26 protein-coding genes and 1 pseudogene are annotated in these 26,052 nt (G+C 65.9%); 11 read left to right on the plus strand and 16 right to left on the minus strand.

All coding sequences use genetic code 11. The features are described 5' to 3' along the window. Positions 1 to 73: 73 nt before the first annotated feature. The 5 genes and pseudogenes from M1247_RS35630 to M1247_RS35650 all read right to left on the minus strand — a co-directional run. Positions 74 to 601 (minus strand): annotated as a pseudogene (locus tag M1247_RS35630) (aldehyde dehydrogenase family protein); the annotation flags it as partial. A 20-nt stretch (positions 602 to 621) separates the two neighbouring features. Continuing rightward, positions 622 to 1,788 (minus strand): aromatic ring-hydroxylating oxygenase subunit alpha, encoded by a 1,167-nt coding sequence (locus M1247_RS35635; RefSeq protein WP_317161178.1) that lies wholly within the window; start codon positions 1,786 to 1,788, stop codon positions 622 to 624. Next, a complete protein-coding gene (gene solA, locus M1247_RS35640) occupies positions 1,785 to 2,921 on the minus strand; it encodes an N-methyl-L-tryptophan oxidase (protein WP_317161179.1) in 1,137 nt (378 codons plus the stop codon). The genes M1247_RS35635 and solA overlap by 4 nt, the downstream gene beginning before the upstream one ends. Next, entirely contained in the window at positions 2,918 to 5,368 is a 2,451-nt protein-coding gene (locus M1247_RS35645) for a GcvT family protein (RefSeq protein ID WP_317161180.1), read from the minus strand. Before M1247_RS35645 ends, solA begins: the two co-directional genes overlap by 4 nt. A 102-nt stretch (positions 5,369 to 5,470) precedes the next feature. Then, positions 5,471 to 6,025, minus strand: coding sequence for a TetR/AcrR family transcriptional regulator (locus M1247_RS35650; protein WP_317161181.1), 555 nt, complete (start codon positions 6,023 to 6,025; stop codon positions 5,471 to 5,473). Positions 6,026 to 6,080: 55 nt separating this feature from the next. On the opposite strand from M1247_RS35650, the gene M1247_RS35655 reads away from it, so the two are divergent. After that, on the plus strand, positions 6,081 to 6,791 hold the full coding sequence (locus tag M1247_RS35655; protein WP_317161182.1) for an SDR family NAD(P)-dependent oxidoreductase: 711 nt from the start codon (positions 6,081 to 6,083) through the stop codon (positions 6,789 to 6,791). On the opposite strand, the gene prcA is transcribed toward M1247_RS35655, so the two are convergent. From prcA to M1247_RS35700, 9 genes are all read right to left on the minus strand, one after another. Beyond that, on the minus strand, positions 6,780 to 7,541 hold the full coding sequence (prcA, locus tag M1247_RS35660; RefSeq protein ID WP_317161183.1) for a proteasome subunit alpha: 762 nt from the start codon (positions 7,539 to 7,541) through the stop codon (positions 6,780 to 6,782). The genes M1247_RS35655 and prcA overlap by 12 nt on opposite strands. Beyond that, entirely contained in the window at positions 7,541 to 8,404 is an 864-nt protein-coding gene (gene prcB / locus M1247_RS35665) for a proteasome subunit beta (RefSeq protein ID WP_317161184.1), read from the minus strand. Before prcB ends, prcA begins: the two co-directional genes overlap by 1 nt. Then, positions 8,401 to 8,595, minus strand: coding sequence for a ubiquitin-like protein Pup (locus tag M1247_RS35670; RefSeq protein WP_055114885.1), 195 nt, complete (start codon positions 8,593 to 8,595; stop codon positions 8,401 to 8,403). The genes prcB and M1247_RS35670 overlap by 4 nt, the downstream gene beginning before the upstream one ends. Positions 8,596 to 8,701: 106 nt before the next feature. Continuing rightward, the gene (gene dop, locus M1247_RS35675; RefSeq protein WP_317161185.1) at positions 8,702 to 10,198 is read right to left on the minus strand and encodes a depupylase/deamidase Dop; all 1,497 of its coding nucleotides are present in this window, start codon (positions 10,196 to 10,198) and stop codon (positions 8,702 to 8,704) included. A 10-nt stretch (positions 10,199 to 10,208) separates the two neighbouring features. Beyond that, a complete protein-coding gene (thpD, locus tag M1247_RS35680; protein ID WP_317161186.1) occupies positions 10,209 to 11,096 on the minus strand; it encodes an ectoine hydroxylase in 888 nt (295 codons plus the stop codon). Continuing rightward, positions 11,093 to 11,485 (minus strand): ectoine synthase, encoded by a 393-nt coding sequence (locus M1247_RS35685; protein ID WP_317161187.1) that lies wholly within the window; start codon positions 11,483 to 11,485, stop codon positions 11,093 to 11,095. The genes thpD and M1247_RS35685 overlap by 4 nt, the downstream gene beginning before the upstream one ends. Positions 11,486 to 11,498: 13 nt before the next feature. Continuing rightward, positions 11,499 to 12,791 carry a diaminobutyrate--2-oxoglutarate transaminase gene (gene ectB, locus M1247_RS35690; protein ID WP_317161188.1) on the minus strand — a complete coding sequence of 431 codons (1,293 nt, stop codon included), beginning with the start codon at positions 12,789 to 12,791 and terminating at the stop codon, positions 11,499 to 11,501. A gap of 66 nt (positions 12,792 to 12,857) precedes the next feature. Next, complete coding sequence (gene ectA, locus M1247_RS35695; protein ID WP_410506997.1) at positions 12,858 to 13,343, minus strand: diaminobutyrate acetyltransferase; 486 nt, start codon at positions 13,341 to 13,343, stop codon at positions 12,858 to 12,860. Positions 13,344 to 14,062: 719 nt separating this feature from the next. Next, entirely contained in the window at positions 14,063 to 14,662 is a 600-nt protein-coding gene (locus tag M1247_RS35700; RefSeq protein ID WP_317161190.1) for a TetR/AcrR family transcriptional regulator, read from the minus strand. 50 nt (positions 14,663 to 14,712) lie between these two features. Between M1247_RS35700 and M1247_RS35705 the strand changes: the two genes are divergently transcribed. The 3 genes from M1247_RS35705 to M1247_RS35715 are packed head-to-tail and all read left to right on the plus strand — an operon-like array spanning position 14,713 to position 18,283. Then, positions 14,713 to 15,897: a DUF418 domain-containing protein gene (locus tag M1247_RS35705; RefSeq protein WP_317161191.1), complete on the plus strand. Its 1,185-nt coding sequence runs from the start codon at positions 14,713 to 14,715 to the stop codon at positions 15,895 to 15,897. Between the two features lie 21 nt (positions 15,898 to 15,918). Next, positions 15,919 to 17,157, plus strand: coding sequence for an amidohydrolase family protein (locus tag M1247_RS35710; RefSeq protein WP_317161192.1), 1,239 nt, complete (start codon positions 15,919 to 15,921; stop codon positions 17,155 to 17,157). Continuing rightward, positions 17,135 to 18,283: a hypothetical protein gene (locus M1247_RS35715; protein ID WP_317161193.1), complete on the plus strand. Its 1,149-nt coding sequence runs from the start codon at positions 17,135 to 17,137 to the stop codon at positions 18,281 to 18,283. Before M1247_RS35710 ends, M1247_RS35715 begins: the two co-directional genes overlap by 23 nt. A 19-nt stretch (positions 18,284 to 18,302) precedes the next feature. Here the strand turns inward: M1247_RS35715 and arc are convergent, their stop codons facing one another. Then, positions 18,303 to 20,132 carry a proteasome ATPase gene (arc, locus tag M1247_RS35720; RefSeq protein ID WP_317161194.1) on the minus strand — a complete coding sequence of 610 codons (1,830 nt, stop codon included), beginning with the start codon at positions 20,130 to 20,132 and terminating at the stop codon, positions 18,303 to 18,305. Positions 20,133 to 20,277: 145 nt separating this feature from the next. On the opposite strand from arc, the gene M1247_RS35725 reads away from it, so the two are divergent. From M1247_RS35725 to M1247_RS35735, 3 genes are read left to right on the plus strand one after another with little or no spacing between them, the layout of a single operon-like run. Continuing rightward, positions 20,278 to 20,781 carry an MTB12 family secreted protein gene (locus M1247_RS35725; protein WP_317161195.1) on the plus strand — a complete coding sequence of 168 codons (504 nt, stop codon included), beginning with the start codon at positions 20,278 to 20,280 and terminating at the stop codon, positions 20,779 to 20,781. After that, positions 20,782 to 21,330, plus strand: coding sequence for a lipoprotein LppK (locus M1247_RS35730; protein ID WP_317161196.1), 549 nt, complete (start codon positions 20,782 to 20,784; stop codon positions 21,328 to 21,330). A 3-nt stretch (positions 21,331 to 21,333) separates the two neighbouring features. Then, positions 21,334 to 21,630, plus strand: coding sequence for a DUF503 domain-containing protein (locus M1247_RS35735; protein WP_317161197.1), 297 nt, complete (start codon positions 21,334 to 21,336; stop codon positions 21,628 to 21,630). A gap of 8 nt (positions 21,631 to 21,638) precedes the next feature. On the opposite strand, the gene M1247_RS35740 is transcribed toward M1247_RS35735, so the two are convergent. Continuing rightward, on the minus strand, positions 21,639 to 22,478 hold the full coding sequence (locus M1247_RS35740; protein ID WP_317161198.1) for a tRNA (adenine-N1)-methyltransferase: 840 nt from the start codon (positions 22,476 to 22,478) through the stop codon (positions 21,639 to 21,641). An 86-nt stretch (positions 22,479 to 22,564) separates the two neighbouring features. On the opposite strand from M1247_RS35740, the gene M1247_RS35745 reads away from it, so the two are divergent. From M1247_RS35745 to M1247_RS35760, 4 genes are all read left to right on the plus strand, one after another. Next, the gene (locus M1247_RS35745; protein ID WP_317161199.1) at positions 22,565 to 23,398 is read left to right on the plus strand and encodes a RecB family exonuclease; all 834 of its coding nucleotides are present in this window, start codon (positions 22,565 to 22,567) and stop codon (positions 23,396 to 23,398) included. After that, positions 23,395 to 24,192, plus strand: coding sequence for a thioesterase family protein (locus M1247_RS35750; RefSeq protein ID WP_317161200.1), 798 nt, complete (start codon positions 23,395 to 23,397; stop codon positions 24,190 to 24,192). The genes M1247_RS35745 and M1247_RS35750 overlap by 4 nt, the downstream gene beginning before the upstream one ends. Beyond that, positions 24,189 to 24,716, plus strand: a complete 528-nt coding sequence (locus M1247_RS35755) for a DinB family protein (RefSeq protein WP_317161201.1) — start codon at positions 24,189 to 24,191, stop codon at positions 24,714 to 24,716. Before M1247_RS35750 ends, M1247_RS35755 begins: the two co-directional genes overlap by 4 nt. Before the next feature lie 313 nt (positions 24,717 to 25,029). Next, entirely contained in the window at positions 25,030 to 26,016 is a 987-nt protein-coding gene (locus M1247_RS35760) for an acyl-ACP desaturase (RefSeq protein WP_317161202.1), read from the plus strand. The last annotated feature ends 36 nt before the right edge of the window (positions 26,017 to 26,052 follow it).

Raw genomic sequence — 26,052 nt, forward strand, 5'->3', positions numbered from 1 at the left:
CCGCCGACCGCACCCCACCCCGCGGACCAGGAGTTTTTGGTTTCGCCATGAGGGTAGTTTAGCGACATTTAAGCTTGGCGACCATGGTGCAACCCGCACCGAGCGCAGGTGCGATCTTCCACGACATCTGCAGCAGCGGATAGTTCCACGGCGCGATCAGCACACACACGCCGATCGGTTCGCGCACCACCCGGCTGATGACGGCGGGATCGCCGACGTCGACGACACGGTCGGCTTCGACCGCGACGAGCCTGGCGTAGTACCGGAACACCGAGGTCACGTCGTCGATGTCGATTCGGCTTTCGGCCAGTGTCTTTCCGGTGTCCTTGGTCTCCAGCGCCGCGAGGTCTTCCCTGTCCCGCTGGAGCAGGTCGGCGATCCGGTCCAGCAGCGCCGCGCGTTCGCCGACGGGAGTGGCGGACCAGGCCCCGTCGTCGAACGCGGCCCGCGCCGCGGCCACGGCGTCGCGGGCGTCGTCGGGAGTGGCCTCGTCGACGACGGCGGCGAGGCTCCCGTCGGCGGGATTCACGATCTCCCTGGTGCCTCCGTCGGACGCGCGACGCCATCGCCCGTCGATGTACAGGTCCGGTTCACCGTCCATCCGACTTCCCGTCGCCTCGTTCACTCACCGAGACGCGACACTACCCATTCCTGGAACTCTCCGATGTGGTGTTCGGTAGGTACGAGCACGCCACCGTTGCGATACGCCCGTGACGACATCGCCGGCTGTGTTCGCTCGCACGCCGCGAAGTCCTGCTCATTCACCCGGTGGAACAACTCCACCGAGCGGGATATGTCGCGCCCGGACGCCAGCAGGTCAGCAGTGTAGAGCCAGTCGCATTCGATGACCGTCCGATCGACGGCGACGGGGAACATGCGATGGAAGATGATGTGGTCGGGCACCAGGTTGATGAAAACCGTCGGTTTGACGGTGATCGCGTAGTAGCGCCGGTCCTGCTCATCGGTGATGCCGGGCAGTCGCTCGAACCCCTCAGAACCGTCGACGGTGAATCCGTTTACCTCCGAACCGAATTCGGCGCCACGCCCGACGTTTGCCTGGGCCGCGGTGCCGCGGGAGAACTCCGGGAGCACGCCGACGAGTTCAGGGTGGATGGAACTGCAGTGGTAGCACTCCATGAAGTTCTCGACGATCAGCTTCCAGTTGGCCGCCACGTCATAGACGATCCGGCGGCCCACATCCAGACCGCCGATGCCGTACCGGTTGATCGCATCCGAATCGCCGAGTGTCCTGGTTGCCTCGGCGACGACGTCCTCGAACGGTGGCGGCGCGTCCGACAGGCAGACCCAGGCGTAGCCGAGCCACTCGGTGAGCGCGACCGGAACCAGACCGAACTGGTACCGGTCGATCGGCGCGCCGTCGCCGTCTGTCAGTGACCCGAGGTTGGGTGCGGCCACCAGCTTGCCGTCCAGGGCGTAGGTCCAGGCGTGATACGGGCAGCGCAGGTTGCGTCGCACCTGCCCGTGCGCCTCGACGCACAGTTGAGCGCCCCGGTGTCGGCAGATGTTCAGGAACGCCCGCAACAGCCCGTCACGCCCGCGCACCAGCAGCACGCTCTCACGGCCGACCTGGACCTTCTTGAACTGGCCCGCCAGCGCGAGATCGGCCGTCCGCACGGCACAGATCCACGTCGCCTCGAAGATGCGTTCCTGCTCGGCGGCGAACACGGCGGGGTTCGCGTAGTAGTCGCCTCCGAGTGTGGCGTGCAGCGCCGACGACGGGTTCACGGTGGCTGCGGTGGCCGGCCGCGGCGGCAGGTTACGGGTCATGCGGTCACCAATCGCTTCGGGTCGAACAACGAGATGGGGTGGCCGGTCCCGCCGTCGATGGCGAGGTCGGCGAGGATCTCCCCGACTACGGGGACGAACTTGAAACCGTGCCCTGAGAACCCGCACGCCACCGTGACGTTCGCGCTGTCAGGGTGGCGGGCGATCACGAAATGCTCGTCGGGAGTGTTGGAGTACATGCACGTCGCCGTGTGCACGCAGGGGCCGTCGAGGGCGGGCAGCAGTTCGGCCACCCGGCCCCTCATCTCGGCGATCTCCTGCTCGTGGACGGTGCGGTCGATCGTCTCCGGCGTGCAGACGATGCCCTTGCGGAAGAACGCGACCTTCACGCCGCCATGCGGTCCGTCGATGGCGGGGAAACCGTAGACCTGCATGCCGTCGGCACCCTGGTGGATCCAGATCGGATGGTCGACGAAAGGCGCTGTGCTGCCTTGTGGGTCAAGCCAATACAGCACCTGACGTTCGATCCTGATGGGGATACCGAACTCGGCGAGCAGCTGCGGCGCCCAGGCACCGGGACAGATGACAAGCTGGCCTGCGGTGTAGTTGGCACTCTCCGTGGTGACGCTGACGCCGCCCGAGGTTTCGCCCCACTCAATGACCGGCTCGCCGAAATGCAGATCCGCGCCCACGGTTGCGGCCAGGTCGATATGCGCCTGGACGGTCATCTCCGGCCGCGCGAAGCCTGCCTTCGGCTCGTAGAGGGCGATGTCGTCGGGATGTGGGGTGAGGGTCGGGAAGCGTCGCCGGATCTCGGCCGTGCCGAGCATCTCGTGGGGCAGGTCCCATTCCCGGCTGGCGCGTTGACTTCCCGCGACGGTCAGGCTGTCCGGCGATCCCATGAACAGGCCACCGGTCAGCCGGTACACCTCGAGTCCGGTGTCGGTGGCCAGCCGATCCCACAATTCGTATGACCGCAGCAGCAGCGGAACGTAGGCCGGGTCCTCGAAGTAGGACTGCCGGATGATGCGCGAGCCACCGTGGCTGGAGCCCTTGTTGTGTGCTGGAGTGAACTTCTCCAGTCCCAGCACCCGTTGGCCTCGGGAGGCAAGGTGATACGCCGCGGCGCTGCCCATCCCGCCGAGTCCGATGACGATGACGTCGTAGTGGCTCATCGCTTTATCCGCGCCATCTCCGGATCAACCACCGGCTCGGCATGTACGGTGGCACCGAACCGGGAGCCCCGATAGTCGACGATCACCGCATCGCCCACCGCGGTGTCGTTCGGCAGCCATGCGTAGGCGATGGTGCGACCGACGGTCGGCGAGTAGCCGGCGCTGGTCACATAGCCGACACAGTCGACGTCGCGTTCGGCCAGGTACACCGGCTCCTTGCCCATGGCCACCGCATCGGGATCATCGAACACGATGCTGCGCAGCGCCGTCCGCGGGGTGGCCGCGTTCTGGAGGGCTGTCCTTCCGACGAAGTCCAGCTTGCTCATCTTCACGGCGAATCCCACACCCACCGCGTCGGGCCGGTGCTCGGCGGTCATGTCTGTGCCCCAACTGCGGTATCCCTTCTCGATCCGCAGACTGTTGAACGCGATCCGCCCTGCCGCTATCACCCTGTGCTGCTGACCGGCGTCGAACAGCAGATCCCATAGTGCCGCACCGTATTCCGCACTCGCATAGATCTCCCAGCCGAGCTCGCCGACGTAGGACACGCGCAGCATCGTGACGGGTATCGCGCCGAGGTAGGTCTGCAGTGCGCGGAAGTACTTGAACGTCTCATTGGACAGGTCCTCAGGGCACAGCGGCGCCACCAGGTCCCGTGCCCGCGGTCCCCACACGCCGACGCAGCACGTGCCGCCGGTGACATCGCGCAACATCACATCGTCAGGCAGATGACGGCTCAACCAGTCGAAATCCATCGGCCCGTTGACGGCGACCTGGAACCGGTTGTCCGCCAGCCGGGCGACGGTGACATCGCTTCGGATACCACCGGTTTCATCCAGCAGCAGCGTGTAGGTGACCGATCCGACGCTCTTGTCGACGTTGTTGGTGGTCATCTGTTGCAGGAACGCCGCCGCGCCGGGGCCCGCCACCTCGTAGCGGGTCAGCGGGGTCATGTCGTACATCGCCACCCGCTCGCGGGTCCAGTGGGCTTCGGCGATCGCGATCGGTGACCAGTTCCTGGCCGACCAGTCGTCGCGCGGTGGAAAGGCCACGCCGTCGTCGCGCAGTTGTTGCACGAGTGGGGCGTTCGCCTCGAACCAAGCCGGTCGCTCCCAGCCGCCGCCTTCGTAGAAGAAGGCACCGAGGTCCTTCTGTCGTTCATAGAACGGGCTGGTGCGCAGACCGCGCAGCGCGGTGCGGAACTGATAAGGGTGAATGACGTCGTAGACCTCGTTGAATGCCTGTGAACTGGTCTGCAGAACGAACTGCGGGCTGTGCGCGACATCTTCGAAGCGGTACAGGTCGCACTCGTGGACATCGATGGACGGGGCACCGTCGATGATCCATTCCGCGGTGGCCTTCGCGACGCCGGCGGAATGCGTCACCCAGACGGCCTCGGCAACCCAGAACCCGCTCAGCTCGCGGTGCTCGCCCATGATGGAAAAGCCGTCCGAAGTGAATGAGAAGATGCCGTTGAACGCCTCCTCGAGCTTTGAATCACCAAGGACAGGAATAAGTTTCACGGCTTCATCCCAGGCCGGAGCGAAGTCCTCATCGGTGAACGGCAGCATCGACGGCATCTGCTCGCCTGCGGTGTCGGCCATCAGCGTCGACATGTCGACGGGCATCGGCCGGTGACTGTAGGAGCCGATGCCGATGCGGTCGAGGTGTTCGCGGAAGTACAGGTCCGCGTCCTGATGGCGCAGGATGGGCAGACCCGCTTCGGACAGTCCGGTATTGCGCCCTACGAGGGCCGCAATCTGGCCGGTCTTCGCGTACTGGTGTGCCATCGGCACCAGCGGGAGCACCAGGCCGACCTGCTTGGCGAGTTGCGCGCCCCAGAACCCGGCTGCGCACACCACGATGTCGGCGTCGATCGCGCCGGAGGAGGTGCGCACGCCGGTGACCCGGCCGCCGTTGTCAAGGATGCCGAGTACCTCGGTGTGCGGCACGAACGTTGCGCCGCGGGCCATCGCGCGCCGGGCCTGCGCCTCGGCCGCCCGCACGGCATTGGCCAAACCGTCTGTGGGCGTGTGGAATCCGCCGTGAATCCGGTCGGAGTCCAGCAGCGGGTGCAGCTCCACACATTCGGCGGGTGACAACAACCTGCCCTCGATGCCCCAGGCCTGCGCCCACCCGGCCTTACGGTGCAGGTCTGCCCAACGCTCCGGGCTGGCCGCGACCTCCAACCCGCCGACGGGGTTGAACGCCCATCCGTCGGGATGTTCGAGGGAGTTGAACTTCTCCACGGTGTAGCTCGCGAAGGCGCTCATCGTCCTGGACTGATTGGTTTGGAACACCAGGCCGGGCGCGTGCGATGTCGAACCGCCGGTCGTAAACAGCGGGCCGCGGTCAACGACGGTGACGTCGGTCCAGCCGCGGGCGGTCAACTCATCGGCCAGCGACGTGCCCACGATGCCCGCACCGATCACGACAACCTTCGGCATCTCAGACTCCCCCGGGTTTGTTGCGCATGGTGCGCCACGTAGTGACTGACGCAACAAATGGTGCTCCCGCTCGAGCAGGCGCGTCAATAGGGACACGCCGAATTAACGCGCTTTGAGCCCGCCGAGCACGAAGTTCAGATGGCGCCGCCAGATGGCATCGTCGCCTTCGGCCATCGAGATCACCTTCGACATCGCCCACATCAATGTCGCCAGGTCCTCGGCGCCGAAGTCCGCCCGCAACACCCCGGCGCCCCCGGCCCGGCCCACCACGGCCTCGAGCAGCCCCCCGGCCCGACCGCATTCCCCCGCGACGTCGACCGCCCCGACCGGGTTGCGGGCTACCGCATCGTTGATGCTCCGGTCGGCGGCCTGCATCGAGAACAGGCCGTCGAGGAATCCGGTGAATCCCCGCCACGGGTCCGCATCGTCGAGTGCCTGCTGCGCCAGCCGATCGATGACGGCCAACCGATCCGACAACACCACGTCCAGGAGTGCGCCGCGATTCGGGAAATGGTTGTAGAGCGTGCCGATGCTGACTCCGGCCCGCCGGGCGATCTCCTCGAGCGGCACATCGACGCCACGATCGGTGAACAGCTCGGCGGCCGCGGCCACCAACCGATCCCGATTGCGGACCGCATCCGCACGCATCGCCGACATGTCGTTCAGGATAGCCAAGTTGAGGCTCTACTCAACTTATGTTAGTAAGTTGAGTATGACCTCAACTTCCACCCCGGTCCTGGTGGTGCTCGGCGTCGGGCCCGGCCTCGGACTGTCGATTGCCCAGCGCTTCGGCGCCGCCGGCCACCGCGTGGCCCTTATCTCGCGGACCCCCACCCGTCATCCCGACTACCTGGCAGCGCTGGCAGGCAACGGTGTCGAGGCCGCCGCCTACGTGGCCGACGCGAACGATCCCGTACAGCTCGCGACAGCATTGGGTGCGGTGCGCGACCGCTTCGGCCGCATCGACGTGGGCTACTACGGTCCGGCCGCGTTCGAGGCGGCGCCCACCGGTGACATCACCGAACTCGACGCCGATGGCGCCCGGGCCGCGCTGAACAGCGTGGTGTCCGCAGTCGACTTCGCCGGCCGACTTCTGCCCGAGATGCGGGAACGCGGCAGCGGCGGGCTGCTGTTCGCCGGCGGCCTGAGCAGCGTCGTACCGATGCCCCCGCTGGGCGGCCTGGCACTGGCGGCAGCGGCATTACGCAACTATGCGCTCACACTGCACGCCGCACTCCAGCCCGCAGGCGTCTATGCCGGCACCATCACCATCGGTGGGCTCATCGAGCGCGGTGACATTCACCGGGCGATGGCAGGCAACGGCGATCTGCCGACGATAGATCCCGACGAACTGGCGGACCTCACGTGGGATCTCTACCGCGACGGCACCGAGGCCGAAGCGGTGATCAACCTACTTGTCTGACTTTTTCGGCTTCTCCGGCGGCTCCTCGGCCGCGGGAGCATCCGGATCGACCTCGGGCAAAAGGGCTTCCAACGCCGCTCCGGTGATCCGGCGGAAGCATCGACGCGGCCGCGTCGCATCGAGGACCGCCACCTCCAGCGTCGCGGGCCCGAGCGTCCGCGGCTCGGAACCGTTGCTGCTCGCACTCAACGCCTCGATCGCAATCTTCACCGCCGCACCGAGATCCGCATTCTCGGTGAATGAGTCGTTCAGCGCGGCGATGATGGGCTCGGTGGTGCCGCCCATCACCACGAAATGCGGTTCGTCGGCAATCGACCCGTCGTAAGTGATGCGGTACAGCTCAGGGTGTTTCGTCTCGCCGTAATGAGCGACCTCGGCCACGCACAACTCGACCTCGTAGGGCTTGGCCTGCTCGGTGAAGATGGTGCCGAGAGTCTGGGCGTACACGTTGGCCAACTGGCGGCCGGTCACGTCCCGACGGTCGTAGGCATACCCGCGGGTGTCGGCGAACTGGATGCCGCCGCGCCGCAGGTTGTCGAACTCGTTGAACCGGCCGACGGCAGCGAAGCCCACCCGGTCGTAGAGCTCACTGACCTTCTGCAGTGACCGCGACGGATTCTCCGCGACGAACACCACACCGTTGTCGTAGGCGAGTGCGATCACGCTGCGGCCGCGGGCGATGCCCTTGCGTGCCAGTTCGGAACGCTCACGCATCGCCTGTTCGGGCGAGATGAAGTACGGAAAGCTCATTAACCTTCACCGCCTGTCCGGGTGCGCCGTGCGATGACCTCCCGAGCCAGCTCAGCGATGCGGTCCTCGGTGATCTCCACCGCGCCGTCGACCCCGATGGTCACCGCGGTCGGGTAAATACCGCGCACCAGGTCCGGTCCACCGGTTGCGGAGTCGTCATCGGCGGCGTCGTACAGCGCTTCGATGGCCACCTGCAATGCCGAATCGGCATCCACGACTTGCGGATACAGCTTCTTGATCGACGATTTGGCGAAGATCGAGCCGGAGCCCACCGACTGGTAGCCCTCTTCCTCGATATTCCAGCCGCCCGCTGCGTCGAAGGACACGATGCGGCCCGCATTCTCGGGGTCGGGAGCATCGACGTCAAAGGCCACCAGAAGGGGCAACGCCACAAAACCCTGCAGGGCCGCACCGAGGTTCCCGCGCACCATGATGGCGAGCCGGTTGACCTTGCCGCGGAACGTCAATGCGACGCCTTCGAGCTTCTCGTAGTGCTCGAGCTCCACCGCGTAGAGCCGCGCGAATTCGACGGCGATCGCGGCGGTGCCTGCGATGCCTGTCGCCGTGTAGTCGTCGGTGATGTACACCTTCTGCACGTCGCGGCCGGCGATCATGTTGCCCTGGGTCGACCTGCGGTCGCCCGCGATCAGCACACCGCCGGGGTAACGCAACGCCACGATCGTGGTTCCGTGCGGTACGACGTTGGTCGGGTTCACGACGTCGGCCCCACGGTTGACCGGCAGCAATTCGGGGGCCTGCCGGTGCAACAGGTCAGAGAACGATGACAGGTCCACAGGTACAGACGGCACTCCAGAGACGGGTTTGGTGTTAGGGGAAAAGGAGAGGTTTTCGCGCCAGATCACTGGCCGCCCTTTTGGACGTACGCCCGCACGAAGTCCTCTGCGTTCTCTTCCAGCACGTCATCGATCTCGTCGAGCAGGTCGTCGGTGTCCTCGGCGAGCTTCTCGCGACGCTCCTGGCCCGCGGCAGAAGCGCCTGGGAGGTCGTCATCCTCGCCACCGCCGCCGCCGCGCTTCGTCTGCTCCTGAGCCATCGCTGCCTCCTGCACTTGTCATCGGCCGGCTGACTACCGCCCGACCGGTTCTTCCACAGTACCGGTCAACCCCCGAATTGCTCGGGATAGCTCACCGGTGAGGATTTCAGGTGGTGAGTTGTTCCACGAGCTCCGCGGCGCTGTCGACCGAATCCAGCAGTGCCCCGACGTGCGCCTTGCTGCCGCGCAGCGGCTCCAGGGTTGGAATCCGGACGAGCGAATCGCCGCCGAGGTCGAAAATCACCGAGTCCCAGCTGGCCGCGGCGATATCGGCGCCGAACCGGCGCAGGCATTCGCCGCGGAAGTACGCCCGGGTATCGGTAGGTGGATTGTCCACGGCGTCGATCACCTGCTGCTCGGTGACCAGCCGCTTCATCGATCCTCGCGCCACCAGCCGGTTGTACAGCCCCTTGTCCAGGCGCACATCCGAATACTGCAGATCGACCAGATGCAGCCGGGGCGCCGACCAGCTCAGATTCTCGCGCTGTCTGAATCCCTCCAGCAAACGCAGCTTCGCAGGCCAGTCGAGGATCTCGGCGCACTCCATCGGATCCCGCTCCAACAGGTCCAGCACGTGGGCCCACGTCTCGACGACATGCGAGGCCCGGGGATCCGGATCGCGCGAGTCCACCAGCTTGGCCACCCGGTCCAGGTAAATACGTTGCAGCGCAAGTGCGGTGAGTTCACGTCCGTCGGCAAGGGCGACGGTGGCGCGCAGGGACGGATCGCGGCTGATCACGTGCACCGCGTGCACCGGCCGGGCCAGTGCGAGGTCGGAGAGGTCGACTCCGTCCTCGATGAGGTCCAACACCAGTGACGTGGCACCGAGTTTGAGGTAGGTCGACGTCTCGGCCAGGTTCGCGTCACCGACGATGACATGCAGCCGTCGGTACTTGTCGGCGTCGGCGTGCGGTTCGTCGCGGGTATTGATGATGCCGCGCTTGAGCGTGGTCTCCAGGCCGACCTCGACCTCGATGTAATCGGCCCGCTGGGACAACTGGAAGCCAGGGTCATCCCCGGAGGGACCGACCCCGACGCGCCCCGACCCGGTGACCACCTGCCGGGAAACGAAGAACGGGGTCAGCCCGGCGATCACCGCAGAGAACGGTGTCTGACGGCTCATCAGGTAGTTCTCGTGGGACCCGTAGGACGCGCCCTTGCCGTCCACATTGTTCTTGTAGAGCTGCAGCTTGGCGGCACCCGGCACGCTCGCGACATGGCGGGCGGCGGCCTCCATCACCCGCTCGCCTGCCTTGTCCCAGATCACCGCATCCATCGGATCGGTGCACTCCGGCGCCGAGTACTCCGGATGGGCGTGGTCCACGTACAGCCGAGCCCCGTTGGTGAGGATCATGTTGGCGGCACCGACCTCGTCGGCGTCGACGATCGGCGGCGGCCCCGAGGACCGGGACAGGTCGAATCCCCTGGCGTCGCGCAGCGGCGACTCCACCTCGTAGTCCCACCGGGTTCGCTTGGCCCGCTGGATACCGGCGGCAGCCGCGTAGGCCAGCACCGCCTGCGTCGACGTCAGGATCGGATTCGCGGTCGGATCGGACGGCGAGGAAATGCCGTACTCGACCTCAGTTCCGATAATCCGCTGCATACCGATCAGCCTAGGCGACGCGCGTGACGTGCCTGGCTGCCAGGTATTCGGGCCGGGGTCGCGGGGCGGCAAAAGGCTCGCCCAACTGGTTGTCCACCGAGTTGAACACCAGGAAGACGTTCGACCGCGGCAGCGGCGTGATGTTGGACCCTGAGCCGTGCAGCAGGTTCGCGTCGAACCACAACGCCGACCCGGGCGGGCCGGTGAACTGGTCGATGTGGTGCTGGTCCACGGCCTTGGTCAACGTCGTCTCGTCGGGCACACCGATGTTCTGGGCCACCAGCGAGGTGTCGTGGTTGTTGTCCGGCGTCTCGCCGACTGTGGGATAGAACGTCTGATGCGACCCGGGGATCACCATCAGCGAGCCGTTGAACGGATAGTTCTGGGTCAGCGCGATCGAACACGACACGGCACGGATCGCCGGCATGCCATCCTCGGCATGCCAGGTCTCGAAATCGGAATGCCAGTAGAAACCCGTACCGGTGAACCCGGGCATGAGATTGATTCGCGCTTGGTGGATATAGACGTCGCTGCCGAGCAGTTGTCGCGCCACCGGCAGCACGGTCTCGAGGCGAACCACCTGTGCGACAAGCTCACTGAGCAGGTGCGGCTCGAAGATCGAGCGGATGGTGCCACCCGGCTCCCGGATCACCCGGGGGTCATCGGCGTCCAGATCCGCTGCGATCCGGTCCAATTCATGCCTCAGGTGAGGCAGCTGGTCGTCCTCGACGGTGCCGTGCCGCACGAGGTAGCCCTTATCCGAGAAGCGGTCGAGGTGGTCCTGTCTCAATGGTCCGTCTGATTCGGCACCCCAGACGGCAGGCTCATGACGCGGAATGGGCGCAATGGCATGAGCCAGCCGGGTGGGGTACTGATCGACGTGGTCTGGCGCGCTCATGCGACGGACTGGGGCGCGGGGTAGGCGCCGGTCTCGTCGTGTACCTCCTGACCGGTGACCGGTGGATTGAAGACGCACAGCATCCTCAGTTGCTCATCACAGGTAACCCGGTGGCGCTCATGGCCGTTCAACAGGTACATGGTGCCCGGCCCGAGCGGGTGGACTTCGCCGGTCTCCAGGTTGGTCAGCGTCCCGGTGCCTTCGACCACCCACACGGCCTCGATGTGGTGTTCATAGCGGAACTCGTTGACCGACGACGCCTCGATCGTGGTCTCGTGAAACGAGAACCCGACTCCGTCGCCGGCAAGAATGATGCGCTTTGATCTCCAGGTGCCGTCCGACACATCGCGGTCGGTCCCGGTGATTTCAGCTGTCGTGCGCACAATCATGGTTGATTCTCCCTCAGCTCAAGGTGATTGCGGTGGATTCGGCCAGAATGTCAAGACCTGCTTCGAGTTCGCTGATCGAAGTGGTCAACGGCGGCAGCAGTTTGACGACCTCGTCGGAGGGTCCGCTGGTTTCCATCAGCGCGCCACGGTCGAATGCCGCTTTGCACACTTCGGCAGCCCGGTCGGCGTCGGCGAACTTCAGGCCCTGCGCCATGCCCCGACCACGCGACGTCACGCCCTCGTACCGGGTCGCGATCTCATCGAGCCTGGCCCTCACCAGCTCGCCCTTACGCGTCGTCTCACCACTGAACTCAGCGTCCTGCCAGTAGGTTTTGAGTGCGGCGGTGGCGGTGACGAACGCCGGATTGTGACCACGGAAGGTTCCGTTGTGTTCGCCGGGAGTCCACACGTCGAGGTCGCGCCGGAACAGGGTCAGCGCCATCGGCAGGCCGTAGCCGCTGACCGACTTCGATAACGTGACGATATCCGGCACGATGCCTGCGGCCTCGAAACTGAAGAACGGACCGGTGCGGCCGCAACCCATCTGGACGTCGTCGACGATGAGCAGGATGTCGCGCTTGCGGCACAGGTCCGAAAGTGCCTGCAGCCACTCGATGCGGGCGACATTGAGCCCACCTTCGCCCTGCACGGTTTCGACGATGACTGCGGCCGGGCGGTTCAGGCCGCTGCCGGAGTCGTCGAGAACCCGCTCGAACCAGTGAAAGTCCTCGGTGACGCCACCGAAGTAGTTGTCATACGGCATGGGCGTGGCGTGGACCAGCGGGATGCCTGCACCGGCACGCTTCATCGAGTTGCCCGTGACGGACAGCGCTCCGAGGGTCATCCCGTGGAAGGCGTTGGTAAAGCTGACGATTGATTCGCGACCGGTGACCTTCCTGGCCAGCTTCAGCGCGGACTCGACCGAATTCGCTCCGGTCGGGCCGGGGAACTGCACCTTGAAGTCGAGACCGCGCGGCTGCAGGACCAGGCTCTGGAACGTCTCCAGGAACTCCTGTTTGGCGGCCGTGGCCATATCCAGGGAGTGCACGATCCCGTCGGAAGTCAGGTACTCGAGCAGCGGCGCCTTGAGCACCGGGTTGTTGTGCCCGTAGTTCAGCGCCCCGGCGCCGGCGAAGAAATCGATGTAGCGCCGGCCCGAGGTGTCGGTCACCGTCGAGCCACTGGCGCTCTTCATGACAGCAGGCCAGTCACGGCAGTAGCTGCGTACTTCGGACTCAACCGAGGCGAAGACCTCGGGCAGGTCGGATTCGGTCGCGCTGGTGGGTGTTGAAGTCGCAAGCAGCAAGGGAAATCCTCCAGATTGGTTCAATTGGTGCAATCACCGGCGTCGATCCGACGCCGGTTTTCGGTACTACCGCGAGTCGATGATCGGGCCGATCCGCAGGATCGGCTCTTCCTCGTGGCTTTGGTCGGCGTCCAGAAGTTCGGCGCCGAAGTGCGGGTGCTCGGTGAGCGCAACACCGTGCCGCCGGGCGAACGCGCCGAAGAATGCGCGTGACGCCGCATTACCGGGTGCCACCGTTGCCTCCACGGTGATCGGATGCCCGTGGCGGTCGGACCGAACGCGGCGCACGAGGTCATCGAGCATCGCGCTCGCCAGTCCGCTGCCCTGGGCCGTCGGCGCGACGGCCACCTGCCAGACGAACAACACATCGGGCCGCACTGGCGGGTGGTAACCCGTGATGAATCCGCGCAGGTCACCACCGGATTCGGCCACGATCGACGTGGCAGCAAAATCCGTGGCCAGCAGCAGATAGGCGTAGGTCGAATTCAGATCGAGGACCCCGGTGGCTGCCGCGAGATCACGGATACCAATCGCATCGGTCCCCCGCGGCATGCGCAGAAAGTCTGTCGGGGCAGGCCGGTCCACAAGACCGGGTCCACCATCACCGCTGGTGCGCGCCGGAGCGCTCTGAAAAATAGGCATATCGAGTTAAAAGTCACCACCGAACAGTCAGCAATCATCGTCAGTTCAAATCATCGGTGCCACTGACCGTAAGCACACCGGCACCGTCGGATCAAGCTGGGCAAACGCTCAGAGCGCCCGGTAAGCACCCCAATTCACCCCATCTGAGCTGGTGAAACCTCGTGACGATCCGGCTTCGGGCGAACTTTTGCGGCGTTATCAAATCGTTACATTGGTCTGCCGGCCATGCCGCCACCCCGCTCCGTGAGCACGCCGGGCGGTATCCGCGCCCGCCCACGCCGGCCAATAAACGCTGTTCGAAATTTGCTCGCGCGGATATTGGATCGTAATGAATTCACGCCATTTCGACGAAAATTCGACGCCATTTCGCGATCGATCACGCCACCGGATTCGGCGGAGAATTCAAAAGCTTTACGCGCCCGTCAGGCAATATCGTGAGACATTTCCTCGACGCCAAAGATCGAATTCTTTCCAGCAATTACCCCACTGGTCGACGAACCGGCCGGTGACCTGCCCCCTTGGTGACGAGGCTGCCGCCGACCCAGGGGCGGAGGGTTGCACCACACACGCGGTCGATCAAACATCCGCACCAAAGGGTGGCGGAATGAGTGCGGTGATCTCGTTGACGTTCACGGGAAAATGCGTTGCTCCATGATTCCCGGAGCATCGCCGCGTGCCAGTAGCCGCCGAACGTGGCCGCGGGCAATCTGCTCGGCCAGCGCAGCGCTGACCCGTTCCGGTTCGACGGCCACCGAGCAGGCCAGCCCGTCGAGCAGGGCCAGGAGCTCGACCGCGGCCAGCTCGGCATCGACATCGGGCGCCGCGGCCGTGATCAACTCGGTCAACCACTGCGACATACGGGACCAGTCCTCGCGATGGCGGGCAGCGGTGGCGTCATCGACTGCGGCCCTGGCCAGCCGCAGCAGCCAGGCCACGCTGATGTCGCGATCCCGGGGATCCGGACACACCAGGGCGACGGCCAGCGCCTCCAGCGCCTCCCCCGCGGGCATCCCCGGCGACAGTTGCCTCCCGAGGCGGTCCAGAAAGCGCTCACTGGAGCGATCCAGCGCGGCGGCCAGCATGACATCCTTCGTCGGAAAGTGATGCTGCACCGCGCCGATCGAAACATCGGCCAGCGCAGCCACTTTCCGCACCGAGACGCCCTCGAAGCCGTCAGACACCAGGACCTGCAGGACCGCGTCGGCCATCCGGCGGTAGGGCTCAGTCACGAGCCGATCATACCCGGGAGCAATACGATCGTATGGTAGCGTCCGCACTCATGGCGCGACTGCAATCCCTGGACGTCCTGCGCGGAATCGCCATCCTCGGAACACTGGGCACCAACATCTGGATCTTCACCCATCCCGAGGGCCTGGTCGGCTACGTCAACGGCACCCCGGACTCCGCCTGGCGGCCGCTCGAGCAGGTGCTGCAGTTCCTGGCGCAAGGCAAGTTTCTCGGACTCCTCACCGTGATGTTCGGCATTGGCCTTGCCCTGCAACAATGTTCGGCCGTGCGTGCCGGCCACCGCTGGCCGGGGAGCTACCCTTGGCGGGCGGCGTTGCTACTGGTCGACGGGATCGCACATTTCGTGCTGTTCACCGAGTTCGACGTCCTGACCGGCTACGCGATCACCGGCTGGATCGTGTCCTATCTGCTGCTGACCTCCGCTCGCGCCCAGCGTCGCATGATCGCGACCGCCGCCGCGGTGCACATCGCACTGTTGACCGCGATAACCGTTGCGCTGCTTACGGTGCCGCAGAGCGAAAGCCCGCCCCAACCGCTGAACCCCAACCCATATACGGACGGGTCGTTCTGGGACCTGGTCGAATTCCGCCTCGACCACGCCGTGCTGTTCCGGTTGGAGACTCTGCTGATCTTCCCGATGTCGATAGCGCTGTTTCTTCTGGGCGCCAGGCTGTTCCACGCCGGGGTGCTCGACGAACGCGGCGGCGTCCTTCGGCGACGGCTGATGTGGCTGGGTTTCGCAGTGGGCGCTCCGATCGACTTCGCGTTGGAGACGACCGCGGGCGGATCCGGGCTGTTGATCGCCCGCTACTGCGTCGCGCCGGTGGTCTCACTGGCAATCCTGGCTGCGGTCGCCGAGTTCTATGTCCGACGCCCCACGCCGGGGTGGATGGGGCGCCGCATGGCCGAGGTGGGGCGGATGGCGTTGTCCAGCTACGTGCTTCAGAACGTGCTCGCCTCGGCGATCTGCTACGGCTGGGGACTCGGCCTGGCCGCGGGCACTGCGCCCGGTTACCGCGTACCGATGACGGTCGTGACCTACCTGGTCGTGATCGCTGTGGTCATCACCTTCGCCCACCTGTGGCTGCGCAGGTTCCGGCGGGGACCGGTGGAGTGGCTCTGGAACACCAGCTACCGCGCCCTGGCGCGCTCCGGCAGCGCAACGCGCGACACGCCGGTACTCCCGCAAAGTGCCGGGTCTTTGCTTTACCGGTGATTGCTTGGTGCAGTAGTCGCGATGACGAACATGCTGCTACGCAATGCGACCCTGATCGACGGAACCGGCGCCGATCCGGTGCCCGATGCGGCGGTACTCGTCGAGGACGGCAAAATCAGTTGGGTGGGCGCTGAATCGGCCCGCACCTCTGAGCCGGCCGGTACCGTGACGTCAGTCGATCTCGGTGGCAACACACTCTGTCCGGGGTTCTTCGACTGCCACGTCCATTTCGGGTTGCCGGGAGCCGAAGGCAGCCCGCTGGAACGGGTGCTCAAGCCGCCGTCGTATTCGTACTTCCAGCTCATCGAGCGCCTCCGCGTCACGCTGCACAACGGTGTCACCACCGCGCGGGACCTGATGGGTGTCGATGCCGGGATCCGCGCGGCGGTGGCCGACGGGTTGATCGCCGGACCACGGCTGCTGGTCGCCATCAATATGCTCAGCCAGACCTCTGGGCACGCCGATTTCCACTTGCCGTCCGGAATCGACCTCACCCCGTTCGTCGGCGGTTCGCTCGTCGACTCCGTCGATGCCGCCCGAAAACGCGCCAGGGAGTTGATCCGCCAGGGTGCCGACGTGATCAAGGTCGGGTCCTCCGGCGGTGTGTCCTCACCCAACGACGATCCGTCCTGGCTCGGTATGCGCCGCGAGATGATCGCCGCCGTCGTCGAGGAGGGACACAATTACGGCGGGCGTCCGGTGGCCGCGCACGCCATCGGCCATGCGGGCATCAGGGCCGCGGTGGAGGCCGGCGTGCACAGCATCGAGCACGGCTACGAGCTCGATGACGACCTACGGCATCAGATGGTCGCCCAGGGCACCTTCCTGGTTCCGACGCTGTTGGAAACCATGACACCGGTGACGGCGTCGCCGCAGGGTGCCGCCAAGAGCGCGAAATGGCATGCGATGGCACATGATTCGGTGCACGCCTCGGCTGCCGCCGGAATCAAGATCGCGCTGGGTACCGATGCAGGCCTGTCCCCCGACCATGGGGCCAACCTCAAAGAGCTCGGCCTGCTGGTCAAGTTCGGCGGGCTCAGCCCGATGCAGGCCATCGTGGCAGGCACGGCCACGGCCGCCGAACTGTGCGGGGTCGACGCATCGCTGGGCACCGTCGAGACCGGCAAGCTCGCCGACCTGGTCGTGGTGCGCGGCGACCCGCTGACCGACATCGACAGCGTCGGCGACGCGGCGAACATCCTCCTGGTCATCAAAGACGGTGTGGCGGTGAGTAACCGTGGCGCATTCACGATCACCTGACCGCATCGAGGCCGAACGCTGGTTCCTGGCCAACGGTCTCCCCGCGGTGTTGCGTCCGGGCGCGCTGGTCCGGTCGGTCTGGACCCGTTCAGCACCGGCCCTGGCCGCGTACGCGTGGGTGACACTGAGCTCGGTGCTGGTGGTGGCCCTGACCGGCAAGCACACGATCGACATCGACGGAACCCCCACCCGCACCGAGTGGTTCGTGCTGGCGGTGCTGCTGCTGGTGTTACCGGTGGCCGCTCTGGTCGGTTGGGCGATCTCTCGACTACAGACCCCGCGCGCGGCCGGCGTGGCGGCGACGATGGCCGTGCTGGTGATCGTGGTGAGTGGGTTCTACGGTGGCACCACCACGCGGGACGGCGTGAACCTGATCCTCGAATTGCTGGTTATCGCAATCATATTGGTGTGCACTGCTACCGGAATCGGATCGATCCTGAGTTTCGCGGCCCAGGTGACGATCTCCAATCTGGCGGCGGTCGGTGGCCTGTTCGTCCGGGCACTACCGGTGGTGCTCCTGACCGTGCTGGTGTTCTTCAACACCTACGTCTGGGTGATGGCATCCACGTTGAGCCGGGCTCGGCTCTGGCTCGCGCTGCTGTTCCTCTTCGCGGTCGCGGCGGTGTTCCTGGTCTCCAGCACGCTGGAGCGAGTGCGACCGATCCTGCGGCCCGACGCCAAGGAGCCTGAGGATGCCCGGCGTCTGGACGGCACCCCGTTCGCCGAGATGCCCGACCGGCCGAGACGGGTGCGCCTGTCGAAGTCGGAGCGACTCAACGTGGTGTTCGTGCTCGTGCTCTCCCAGATCATCCAGGTGCTGACCGTCGCGGTCGTGACAGCGTTGATCTTCTTCGTGCTGGGACTGATCATGCTCAGTCCCGAACTGCTCGCCGCCTGGACCCGCAACGGATCGTCGGACGGTCAACTGCTGGGAATGACTTTCCCGGTGCCCGAGGCGCTGATTCAGACCAGCATGTTCCTGACCGCATTGACATTCATGTATGTCAGCGCCCGGGCGGTGTCGGACGCCGAGCAGCGGACCCGATTCTTCGACCCGTTGCTCGACGACCTACGACTCACACTGGTTGCCCGCGACCGGTACCGGACCCATACGGCGGAATCCTGACGGGCCGCTCGCGTGAGGATTACAGGTACTGCCCCAGGTTCGACTCCGTGTCGATGGCACGGCTGGCACTGCTGCTCTTCCCTGTGACCAAGGTGCGGATGTAGACGATCCGTTCGCCCTTCTTGCCCGAGATCCGCGCCCAGTCATCGGGATTGGTGGTGTTGGGCAGGTCCTCGTTCTCGGCGAATTCGTCGACGATCGAGTCGAGCAGGTGCTGGATGCGCAGACCGGGCTGACCGGTCTCCAGCACTGCCTTGATCGCGTTCTTCTTCGCCCGGTCGACCACGTTCTGGATCATGGCGCCGGAGTTGAAGTCCTTGAAGTACATGACTTCCTTGTCACCATTGGCATAGGTGACCTCCAGGAACCGGTTGTCGTCGATCTCGGCGTACATCCGGTCCACGACCTTCTCGATCATGGTCTTGATGCACAGCGCACGGTCCCCGCCGAATTCGGCGAGATCGTCGGCGTGCACCGGCAGGGCCTCGGTGAGGTACTTCGAGAAGATGTCCTGCGCCGATTCGGCATCGGGCCGCTCGATCTTGATCTTGACGTCCAGACGGCCGGGCCGCAGGATCGCCGGATCGATCATGTCCTCACGGTTGGAGGCGCCGATCACGATGACGTTCTCCAGGCCCTCAACGCCATCGATCTCCGAAAGCAGCTGCGGCACAACGGTTGTCTCGACGTCTGAGCTCACACCCGTGCCACGGGTGCGGAAGATCGAGTCCATCTCGTCGAAGAACACGATCACCGGAGTGCCCTCCGAGGCCTTCTCCCGCGCCCGCTGGAAGATCAGCCGGATGTGGCGTTCGGTCTCGCCGACGAACTTGTTGAGCAGCTCGGGGCCCTTGATGTTGAGGAAGTAGCTCTTGGCCTCACGCGCGTCGTCGCCGCGCACCTCGGCCATCTTCTTGGCCAGCGAGTTGGCCACGGCCTTGGCGATCAGCGTCTTACCGCAACCGGGAGGGCCGTACAGCAGCACGCCCTTGGGCGGGCGCAGCGAGTACTCGCGGTAGAGCTCCTTGTGCAGGAACGGCAGTTCCACGGCGTCGCGGATCTGCTCGATCTGCCGAGTCAGGCCGCCGATGTCGTGGTAGCTGACATCGGGCACCTCCTCGAGCACCAGGTCCTCGACCTCGGCCTTGGGAATGCGTTCGAACGCGTAACCGGCCTTGGTGTCGACCAGCAGCGAGTCACCGGGACGGAGTTTGCGGGGACGTTCGTCATCGAACGGCGCGTCCGGATCGTCGGGCAGATCCGCGGCGGCAACCAGCGGTTCGGCCAGCCAGACGATGCGCTCTTCGTCGGCATGGCCGACCACCAGCGCGCGATGCCCGTCGGCCAGGATCTCGCGCAGCGAGCTGATCTCACCGACGGCCTCGAAGTTGCCGGCCTCGACGACGGTCAGTGCCTCGTTGAGCCGAACAGTCTGGCCCTGCTTGAGGGAGCTGGTCTCGATATTGGGTGAGCAGGTGAGTCGCATCTTGCGGCCGGAGGTGAACACGTCGACGGTGTCGTCATCGTGGGTGCCCAGCAGGACGCCGTAGCCGCTCGGAGGCTGACCCAGCCGGTCCACTTCCTCGCGCAGGGCTAGCAACTGCTGACGTGCCTCCTTGAGGGTGTCCATCAGCTTGGCGTTGCGGGCCGCCAGGGAGTCGATCCGTGCTTCGAGTTGATGCACATCACGGGCACTGCGCAGACCACTCTGCGGGCCTACCGCACTGTCGAGTTGCTCACGTAGCGCCGCCGCCTCGCGCCGCAGCGCTTCCAGCTCAGCGGCCTCATCGCTGGACATGGATGTCCCGAGACCCTCGGGGAAATCTTCCGAACGCCCTGACTCACTCATATTGCGCTCCCTCCCGCACCGTAAGTTGGTGCAGTAACAACTTCAACGCTACCGGCGATTCAGCCATTGTGTGCGGTCTAGGAACTCGACACACCAGCACCACTGTTAACCTCTGGCTTGAGTTGGTCCGCCCGAAAGGACAATCGTGACCCTGAAAACCCTCGTTACCGGCTTTGTCACCGCCGCTGCTGCCGCCGCTGTGGTCGGTGGAGCGGCCGCAGGTGTGACTTCCATTGCATCCAGCGGACCTTCGGCTGCGCCGAACGTGCAACCTATGGTATTCGGCGCCCCGCTGCCGCAGGTGCCGGCACCCGAACTCGACGCACCGCTGGTGCAGACCCTGCAGGCCCTCTCCGCAGGCGGTTCCTTCAAGGGCAAGTCGGCCTACATCCAGGGCGGCATCGGGCGCGTCGAGAGCATCGCCGCCGATCGCGCCTACAACCAGGCCGCCGCCGAGGGCAAGTTCCCGCTGACGTTCGTGGTCGCCAATATCGATCAGCAGGGCCCGGTCGCCACCGCCGACGTCACCGCAACCTCGGCGACCGGCGGCACCGCGACCCAGAACATCCAGTTCGTGGCGGGCCCGAGCCCGTCCGGTTGGCAGATCTCCAAGGGATCGGCCCTGTCGCTGCTCTCCTCCGTCGGGTAATTGATCCGCTCCGAGATCGCAGTCCTGGGTGCCGCCACGATCGTGGCGGCACTCGGGCTCTCCGGGTGCGCGGCCACCGACCGGCCCGCCGATTCGACGACTGCCGCGCCGTCGTCCTCGGTGCTGACCACGACTGCGCCTGCACCTCCGCCGGCGGAACCACTGCCCGCGCCTGAGGCGCTGACCGGCGTGCTGTATCGCCTGGCCGATGTCAATGTGCCCGGCGCGGACAAGATCGGCCTTGTCGAACATGCGACCGCCGACGATGCCGCGGCTCTCGACAAATTCGGGCGCGCGCTGGCCGACAACGGGTTCACCCCGTTGGAGTTCGAGGCGCGCGACCTGGCGTGGTCGCAGACCGAGCCCCACAACGTGGTCGCCACGATTGTGGTCAAGACCCCCGGCGGCAATTCCGACGGCGATTTCCGCTTCCCGATGGAGTTCACCCCACACGACGCCGACTGGCAGTTGACCCGGCACACCGCCGACCTGTTGCTGGAGATGGGCGCGGCGGCCGGGTCGCCGGCCACCCCTACGCCCACGCCCTAGCGCATGTGGATCGGCTGGCTGGAGTTCGATCTGCTGCTCGGCGATGTGCATTCGCTCAAGCAGAAGCGTTCCGTGATCCGTCCGGTGGTCGCCGAACTGCACCGTAGGTTCGCCGTATCGGCGGCCGAGACGGGGGCACAGGACCTGCACCGCCGCGCCGCGATCGGCATCTCGACGGTCGCGGCTGATCGCCGCCACGTCGTCGATGTACTCGATGCGGCCGAGCGGTTGGTCGCGGCGCGGCCGGAGGTGGAACTGTTGTCCACCCGCCGGGGCCTACACCGCAGCGATGACGACTGACGCGACGCTCAGACGCCTCCGCCGAGTTGGCGTTTGCGCCGGAGCGGCATGGGGGCGACGGCTCCCGGCGCCAGTTTGCGGACGCTGATCAGAAACGCCGTGTGGCCGCGCATGGTGTGCTGCGGCCGTACCGCCAGCCCCACCACATGCCAGCCGCGCTGCATGCTCTCCCAGGCCCGCGGCTCGGTCCAGCACTGCTGCTCGCGTAGCGCCTCCACGGTGCGGGACAGCTGGGTGACGGTGGCGACATAGATCATCAGCACGCCCCCGGCCACCAGCGCGCCGGAAACCGCGGGCAGCACCTCCCACGGCGCCAGCATGTCGAGCACCGCCCGATCCATCTCGGGCCCGTCGTAGGCGGCAACGTCGCCGATCACCAGATCCCAGTTCGACGGGCGCTCCCCGAAAAAGGTGACCACATTGCGCTCGGCGTGCACGGCATGGTCGTCGCGCACGTCGTAGGACGTCACCCTGCCCTCCGGGCCGACGGCCCTCAGCAGCGAACAGGTCAGGGCGCCCGAACCGGCGCCGGCCTCCAGCACCCGCGCGCCAGGGAAGATGTCCCCTTCGTGCACGATCTGCGCGGCGTCCTTCGGATAGATCACCTGCGCGCCACGCGGCATCGACATCACGTAGTCGACCAGCAGCGGTCGCAGTACCAGGAACTGGTCTCCGTTGGTGGACTTGATGACACTGCCCTCAGGAAGGCCGATGACGTTGTCGAACGCGATGATCCCGCGGTGGGTGTGGAACTCACCGCCCTCGGTGAGCACCATCGTGTAGTGCCTGCCCTTCGCGTCGGTGAGCTGCACGCGGTCACCCACAGCGAACGGTCCTGTCCTTGGCACAGCTGTTCAGCCTGCCAGGAGGCGCGGCACGCCCGGTGGCCGGGGTTCGGCAGGGTTTGTCGGGGGCCGGTCATAAGCTGCCAGACATGAGTGATGAGCCGGTGCGCCGCCCGGCGCTCTCGCCGTCGCGGGCCAGTGATTTCAAGCAGTGCCCGCTGCTGTACCGGTTCCGGGCCATCGACCGGTTGCCCGAGCCGCGCTCGACGGCGCAACTTCGCGGGTCCCTGGTGCACGCGGCGTTGGAAGAGCTGTACGGGCTACCGGCAGACCAGCGGGTGCACGACACCGCGTTGACCCTCGTCGAGCCCGCGTGGGAGCGTGTGGTGGCCGCCGAGCCGGAGCTGGCGACGGTCGAAGAGCCGGGTGTCCTGCTCGCCGAAGCCAGGGCCCTGCTGTCGGGCTACTACCGGTTGGAGGATCCGACCCGGTTCGACCCGCAGAGTTGCGAGCAGAAGCTCGAGGTGGAGCTGGCCGACGGGACACTGCTGCGCGGGTTCGTCGACCGCATCGATGTCGCGCCGACCGGTGAGATGCGGGTGGTGGACTACAAGACCGGGAAGGCGCCGTCGGAAACACGGACACTGGCCGAGTTCAAGGCGATGTTCCAGATGAAGTTCTACGCGGTGGCGCTGCTGCGGTCCCGCGGTGTGATGCCTGCGCGGCTACGGCTGCTATACCTGGCTGACGGCCAGGTGCTCGACTACTCCCCCGACCATGACGAACTGCTGCGGTTCGAACGGACTCTGATGGCGATCTGGCGGGCCATCCAAGCTGCCGGCGTCACCGGCGATTTCCGGCCCAACCCGACGCGACTGTGTTCGTGGTGCGCCCATCAGGCGCTCTGTCCGGCGTACGGCGGAACTCCTCCTCCTTATCCCGGCTGGCCCGAACTGCTTGCTCCCACGGAGCCCGCCGCGTGATCGGTTGTCACTACCGCCGGCTGCCTTCTGTCGGCGAATATCAGACGTTCGAATCCACCACCGACACCTGCAGCAACTGGGATCCGGCGATTCAGCACGGGTCACCGCCGCTGGCCCTGCTGACCAAGGCGATCGAAGAGCTCACGGCGGGGTCCGGATTGCGGATCGGCCGGCTGACATTGGACATCCTCGGGGCGATACCCGTTGCACCGGTCCGGGTTCGGGCATGGGTCGACCGGCCGGGGGCACGGATCTCACTGGTCATGGCCGAGATGTCCGCCGAGCGGCCCGATGGCGCCTGGCGGGCGGTGGCGCGGGTGAGCGCCTGGTTGCTGGCGCCCAGCGACACCGCCGACGTGGCCACCGACCGGTTCCCACCCCTGGTCGAACGTGAACCAGCCGGGGTCGCGCACGCCTGGAAAGGTGCGACGGGCTACCTGCAGACCGTGAGCTGGCGGCGCCAGCACACCGCACCCGGCGAGGCCGCTGAAGTGTGGCTGAGCCCGCTGACCTCATTGGTGGCTGACGAGGAATCGACCGTCGTCCAACGCCTGGCGTTGGTGGTGGACTCGGCCAACGGCGTTGGCGCAGCGCTCGATCCCGAGCGGTTCGTGTTCATGAACACCGACACCTCAGTACACCTGCACCGGCTGCCGGAAGGTTCGGACTTCGCCCTGCGGGCCCGTGGATCGATCGGGCCGGACGGGGTGGGGGCGACAACCGCGGAAATCTTCGACCGCCGGGGGTTCATCGGGACATCCGCACAGACCCTGCTGGTGATGCGCACCCCGTGATCAACGAGCTACGCGGCCAGTTCGAACTGGCCTGGGCACTGACCGATCTGCATTTGACGGCGCTTGTCGAAGGCGACTTCCTGTGGAAGCCCGTGAATCTGGTGTGGACGGTGCACGTGGACGATTCGGGGCATTGGTGGCCGGATTGGGCCGAAACCGAACCCGACCCGATTCCGGTTCCGACGATCGGGTGGGTCACCTGGCACATGATCTTCTGGTGGTCGACCGCGCTGGCACACCTCCACGGCCGGCCGGTTCCGCAGCGCACCGAAATCGACTGGCCCGGCCCCTCGGGTTCTGTCGAGCGCCTCCGTGAGCTCAGCGCGCAGTGGCGCGATCTACTTGCCACGCTGACCCCGACGGATCTCGCTGCGCCGTCGGCATTTCCGTGGGGCGCCGGTTCCGGCCGGACGGTGGCCGACACCACGCTGTGGCTGCATGTCGAACTGACGAAGAACGCTGCAGAGATCGGCCAGCTTCGCATGCTGCGGGCAGTCGCTGAAAATCATCAGCTACTCAGGTAGCTTTGCCAGACGACGAGCTGGCCGGCCTCGGTCGAGTGCCTGGAGGGCGAAATCAGGATGGGCGCACAGGGTCCTGCGGTCCGGCTCGAAACGGATCACGATGTCGGTTCGCGACGACTCCCCGTGTGCGCTTGTAAAACATCCACAGGCCATGAAACGATATCTTTGCTGATAGAAGAATATCTCGCTCGCACCGTCGCACACGGGCAACGGCGTGATTTGTTCTGACGCCCTGCTGGGAGTGCGGACCGGGCTTTCCTGAGCAAACACCCGCGCACGCTGACGAGCACCTTTATCCCCAGGGGGAAAGCCTATGCAGAGACATCTGACCGACATTGAGGTCCTCAAGGAACTCGAACCCGTCGCCGAAGAGAACCTGAACCGCCACCTCACGCTCTCCAAGGAGTGGCACCCACACGATTACGTGCCGTGGGACCGCGGCCGCAACTACGCGGCACTGGGCGGCGAGGACTGGGCACCCGAGCAGTCGCAGTTGAGCGAGGTGGCGAAGGTGGCGATGGTCACCAACCTGCTCACCGAGGACAACCTGCCGTCCTACCACCGGGGAGCCGCCTGGCATTTCACGCTGGACGGTGCGTGGGGCGACTGGGTCAACCGTTGGACCGCCGAGGAAAATCGCCACGGCATAGTCATCCGCGATTACCTCGTCGTCACGCGCGGCGTCGACCCGGTCGCGCTGGAGCGGGCCCGGATGGAACACATGCAGAACGGCTACGACCCAAGCGCCGAAGAGCGCGAAATTCACGAGCCGGGCCCGCTGATGATCTCCGCGTACGCCACACTGCAGGAGCTCGCGACCCGGGTCAGCCACCGCAACACCGGCAAGGTGTGCGACGACCCGATCGCCGAGGCGATGCTCGCACGGGTGGCCACTGACGAGAATCTGCACATGGTCTTCTACCGCGACCTGTTCAGCGCAGGCTTCGACCTCGCGCCCGACCAGGCCATGGAGGCAGTCTGCGCGATCATCGAAGGGTTCCAGATGCCGGGTCGCGGCATGCCGAACTGGCGACGCAACAGCGTGATCATGGCCAAGCACGGGATCTACGACCTGCGCCAACACCTGGAGGAGGTCGTGATGCCCAACGTCAAGAAGTGGCAGATCTTCGAACGCAATGACGTGACCGCGCGCGGCGAGAAGCGCCGCGAACAGTTGGCGGTTTACCTGGAGGACCTGCAACAGCAGGTCACCAAGTTCGAGGAACAGCGCGACCGCCTCCTGGCCCGTGAAGCGGCCAGGGCTGAGCGGGAAGCCGAAAAGGCAGCTGCCCCTTCCTGATACGGCGCGCCGACGCCTGGACTCTGTCCAAAAGAG

Origin of the sequence: Mycobacterium appelbergii (assembly GCF_032883035.1) — a bacterium.
GTDB lineage: Bacteria > Actinomycetota > Actinomycetes > Mycobacteriales > Mycobacteriaceae > Mycobacterium > Mycobacterium appelbergii.

Bases quoted from the DNA above. Each gene is read 5' to 3' on its own strand.
- arc (WP_317161194.1), bottom strand. From the start codon at position 20,132: ATGAGTGAGTCAGGGCGTTCGGAAGATTTCCCCGAGGGTCTCGGGACA.
- M1247_RS35635 (WP_317161178.1), bottom strand. From the start codon at position 1,788: ATGACCCGTAACCTGCCGCCGCGGCCGGCCACCGCAGCCACCGTGAAC.
- dop (WP_317161185.1), bottom strand. From the start codon at position 10,198: ATGCAGCGGATTATCGGAACTGAGGTCGAGTACGGCATTTCCTCGCCG.
- M1247_RS35760 (WP_317161202.1), top strand. From the start codon at position 25,030: ATGCAGAGACATCTGACCGACATTGAGGTCCTCAAGGAACTCGAACCC.
- M1247_RS35645 (WP_317161180.1), bottom strand. From the start codon at position 5,368: ATGCCGAAGGTTGTCGTGATCGGTGCGGGCATCGTGGGCACGTCGCTG.
- thpD (WP_317161186.1), bottom strand. From the start codon at position 11,096: ATGAGCGCGCCAGACCACGTCGATCAGTACCCCACCCGGCTGGCTCAT.
- M1247_RS35655 (WP_317161182.1), top strand. From the start codon at position 6,081: ATGACCTCAACTTCCACCCCGGTCCTGGTGGTGCTCGGCGTCGGGCCC.
- M1247_RS35735 (WP_317161197.1), top strand. From the start codon at position 21,334: ATGTGGATCGGCTGGCTGGAGTTCGATCTGCTGCTCGGCGATGTGCAT.
- M1247_RS35670 (WP_055114885.1), bottom strand. From the start codon at position 8,595: ATGGCTCAGGAGCAGACGAAGCGCGGCGGCGGCGGTGGCGAGGATGAC.
- M1247_RS35705 (WP_317161191.1), top strand. From the start codon at position 14,713: ATGGCGCGACTGCAATCCCTGGACGTCCTGCGCGGAATCGCCATCCTC.
- solA (WP_317161179.1), bottom strand. From the start codon at position 2,921: ATGAGCCACTACGACGTCATCGTCATCGGACTCGGCGGGATGGGCAGC.
- M1247_RS35745 (WP_317161199.1), top strand. From the start codon at position 22,565: ATGAGTGATGAGCCGGTGCGCCGCCCGGCGCTCTCGCCGTCGCGGGCC.
- prcA (WP_317161183.1), bottom strand. From the start codon at position 7,541: ATGAGCTTTCCGTACTTCATCTCGCCCGAACAGGCGATGCGTGAGCGT.
- ectA (WP_410506997.1), bottom strand. From the start codon at position 13,343: ATGCCGCGGGGGACCGATGCGATTGGTATCCGTGATCTCGCGGCAGCC.
- M1247_RS35685 (WP_317161187.1), bottom strand. From the start codon at position 11,485: ATGATTGTGCGCACGACAGCTGAAATCACCGGGACCGACCGCGATGTG.
- M1247_RS35650 (WP_317161181.1), bottom strand. From the start codon at position 6,025: ATGTCGGCGATGCGTGCGGATGCGGTCCGCAATCGGGATCGGTTGGTG.
- M1247_RS35710 (WP_317161192.1), top strand. From the start codon at position 15,919: ATGACGAACATGCTGCTACGCAATGCGACCCTGATCGACGGAACCGGC.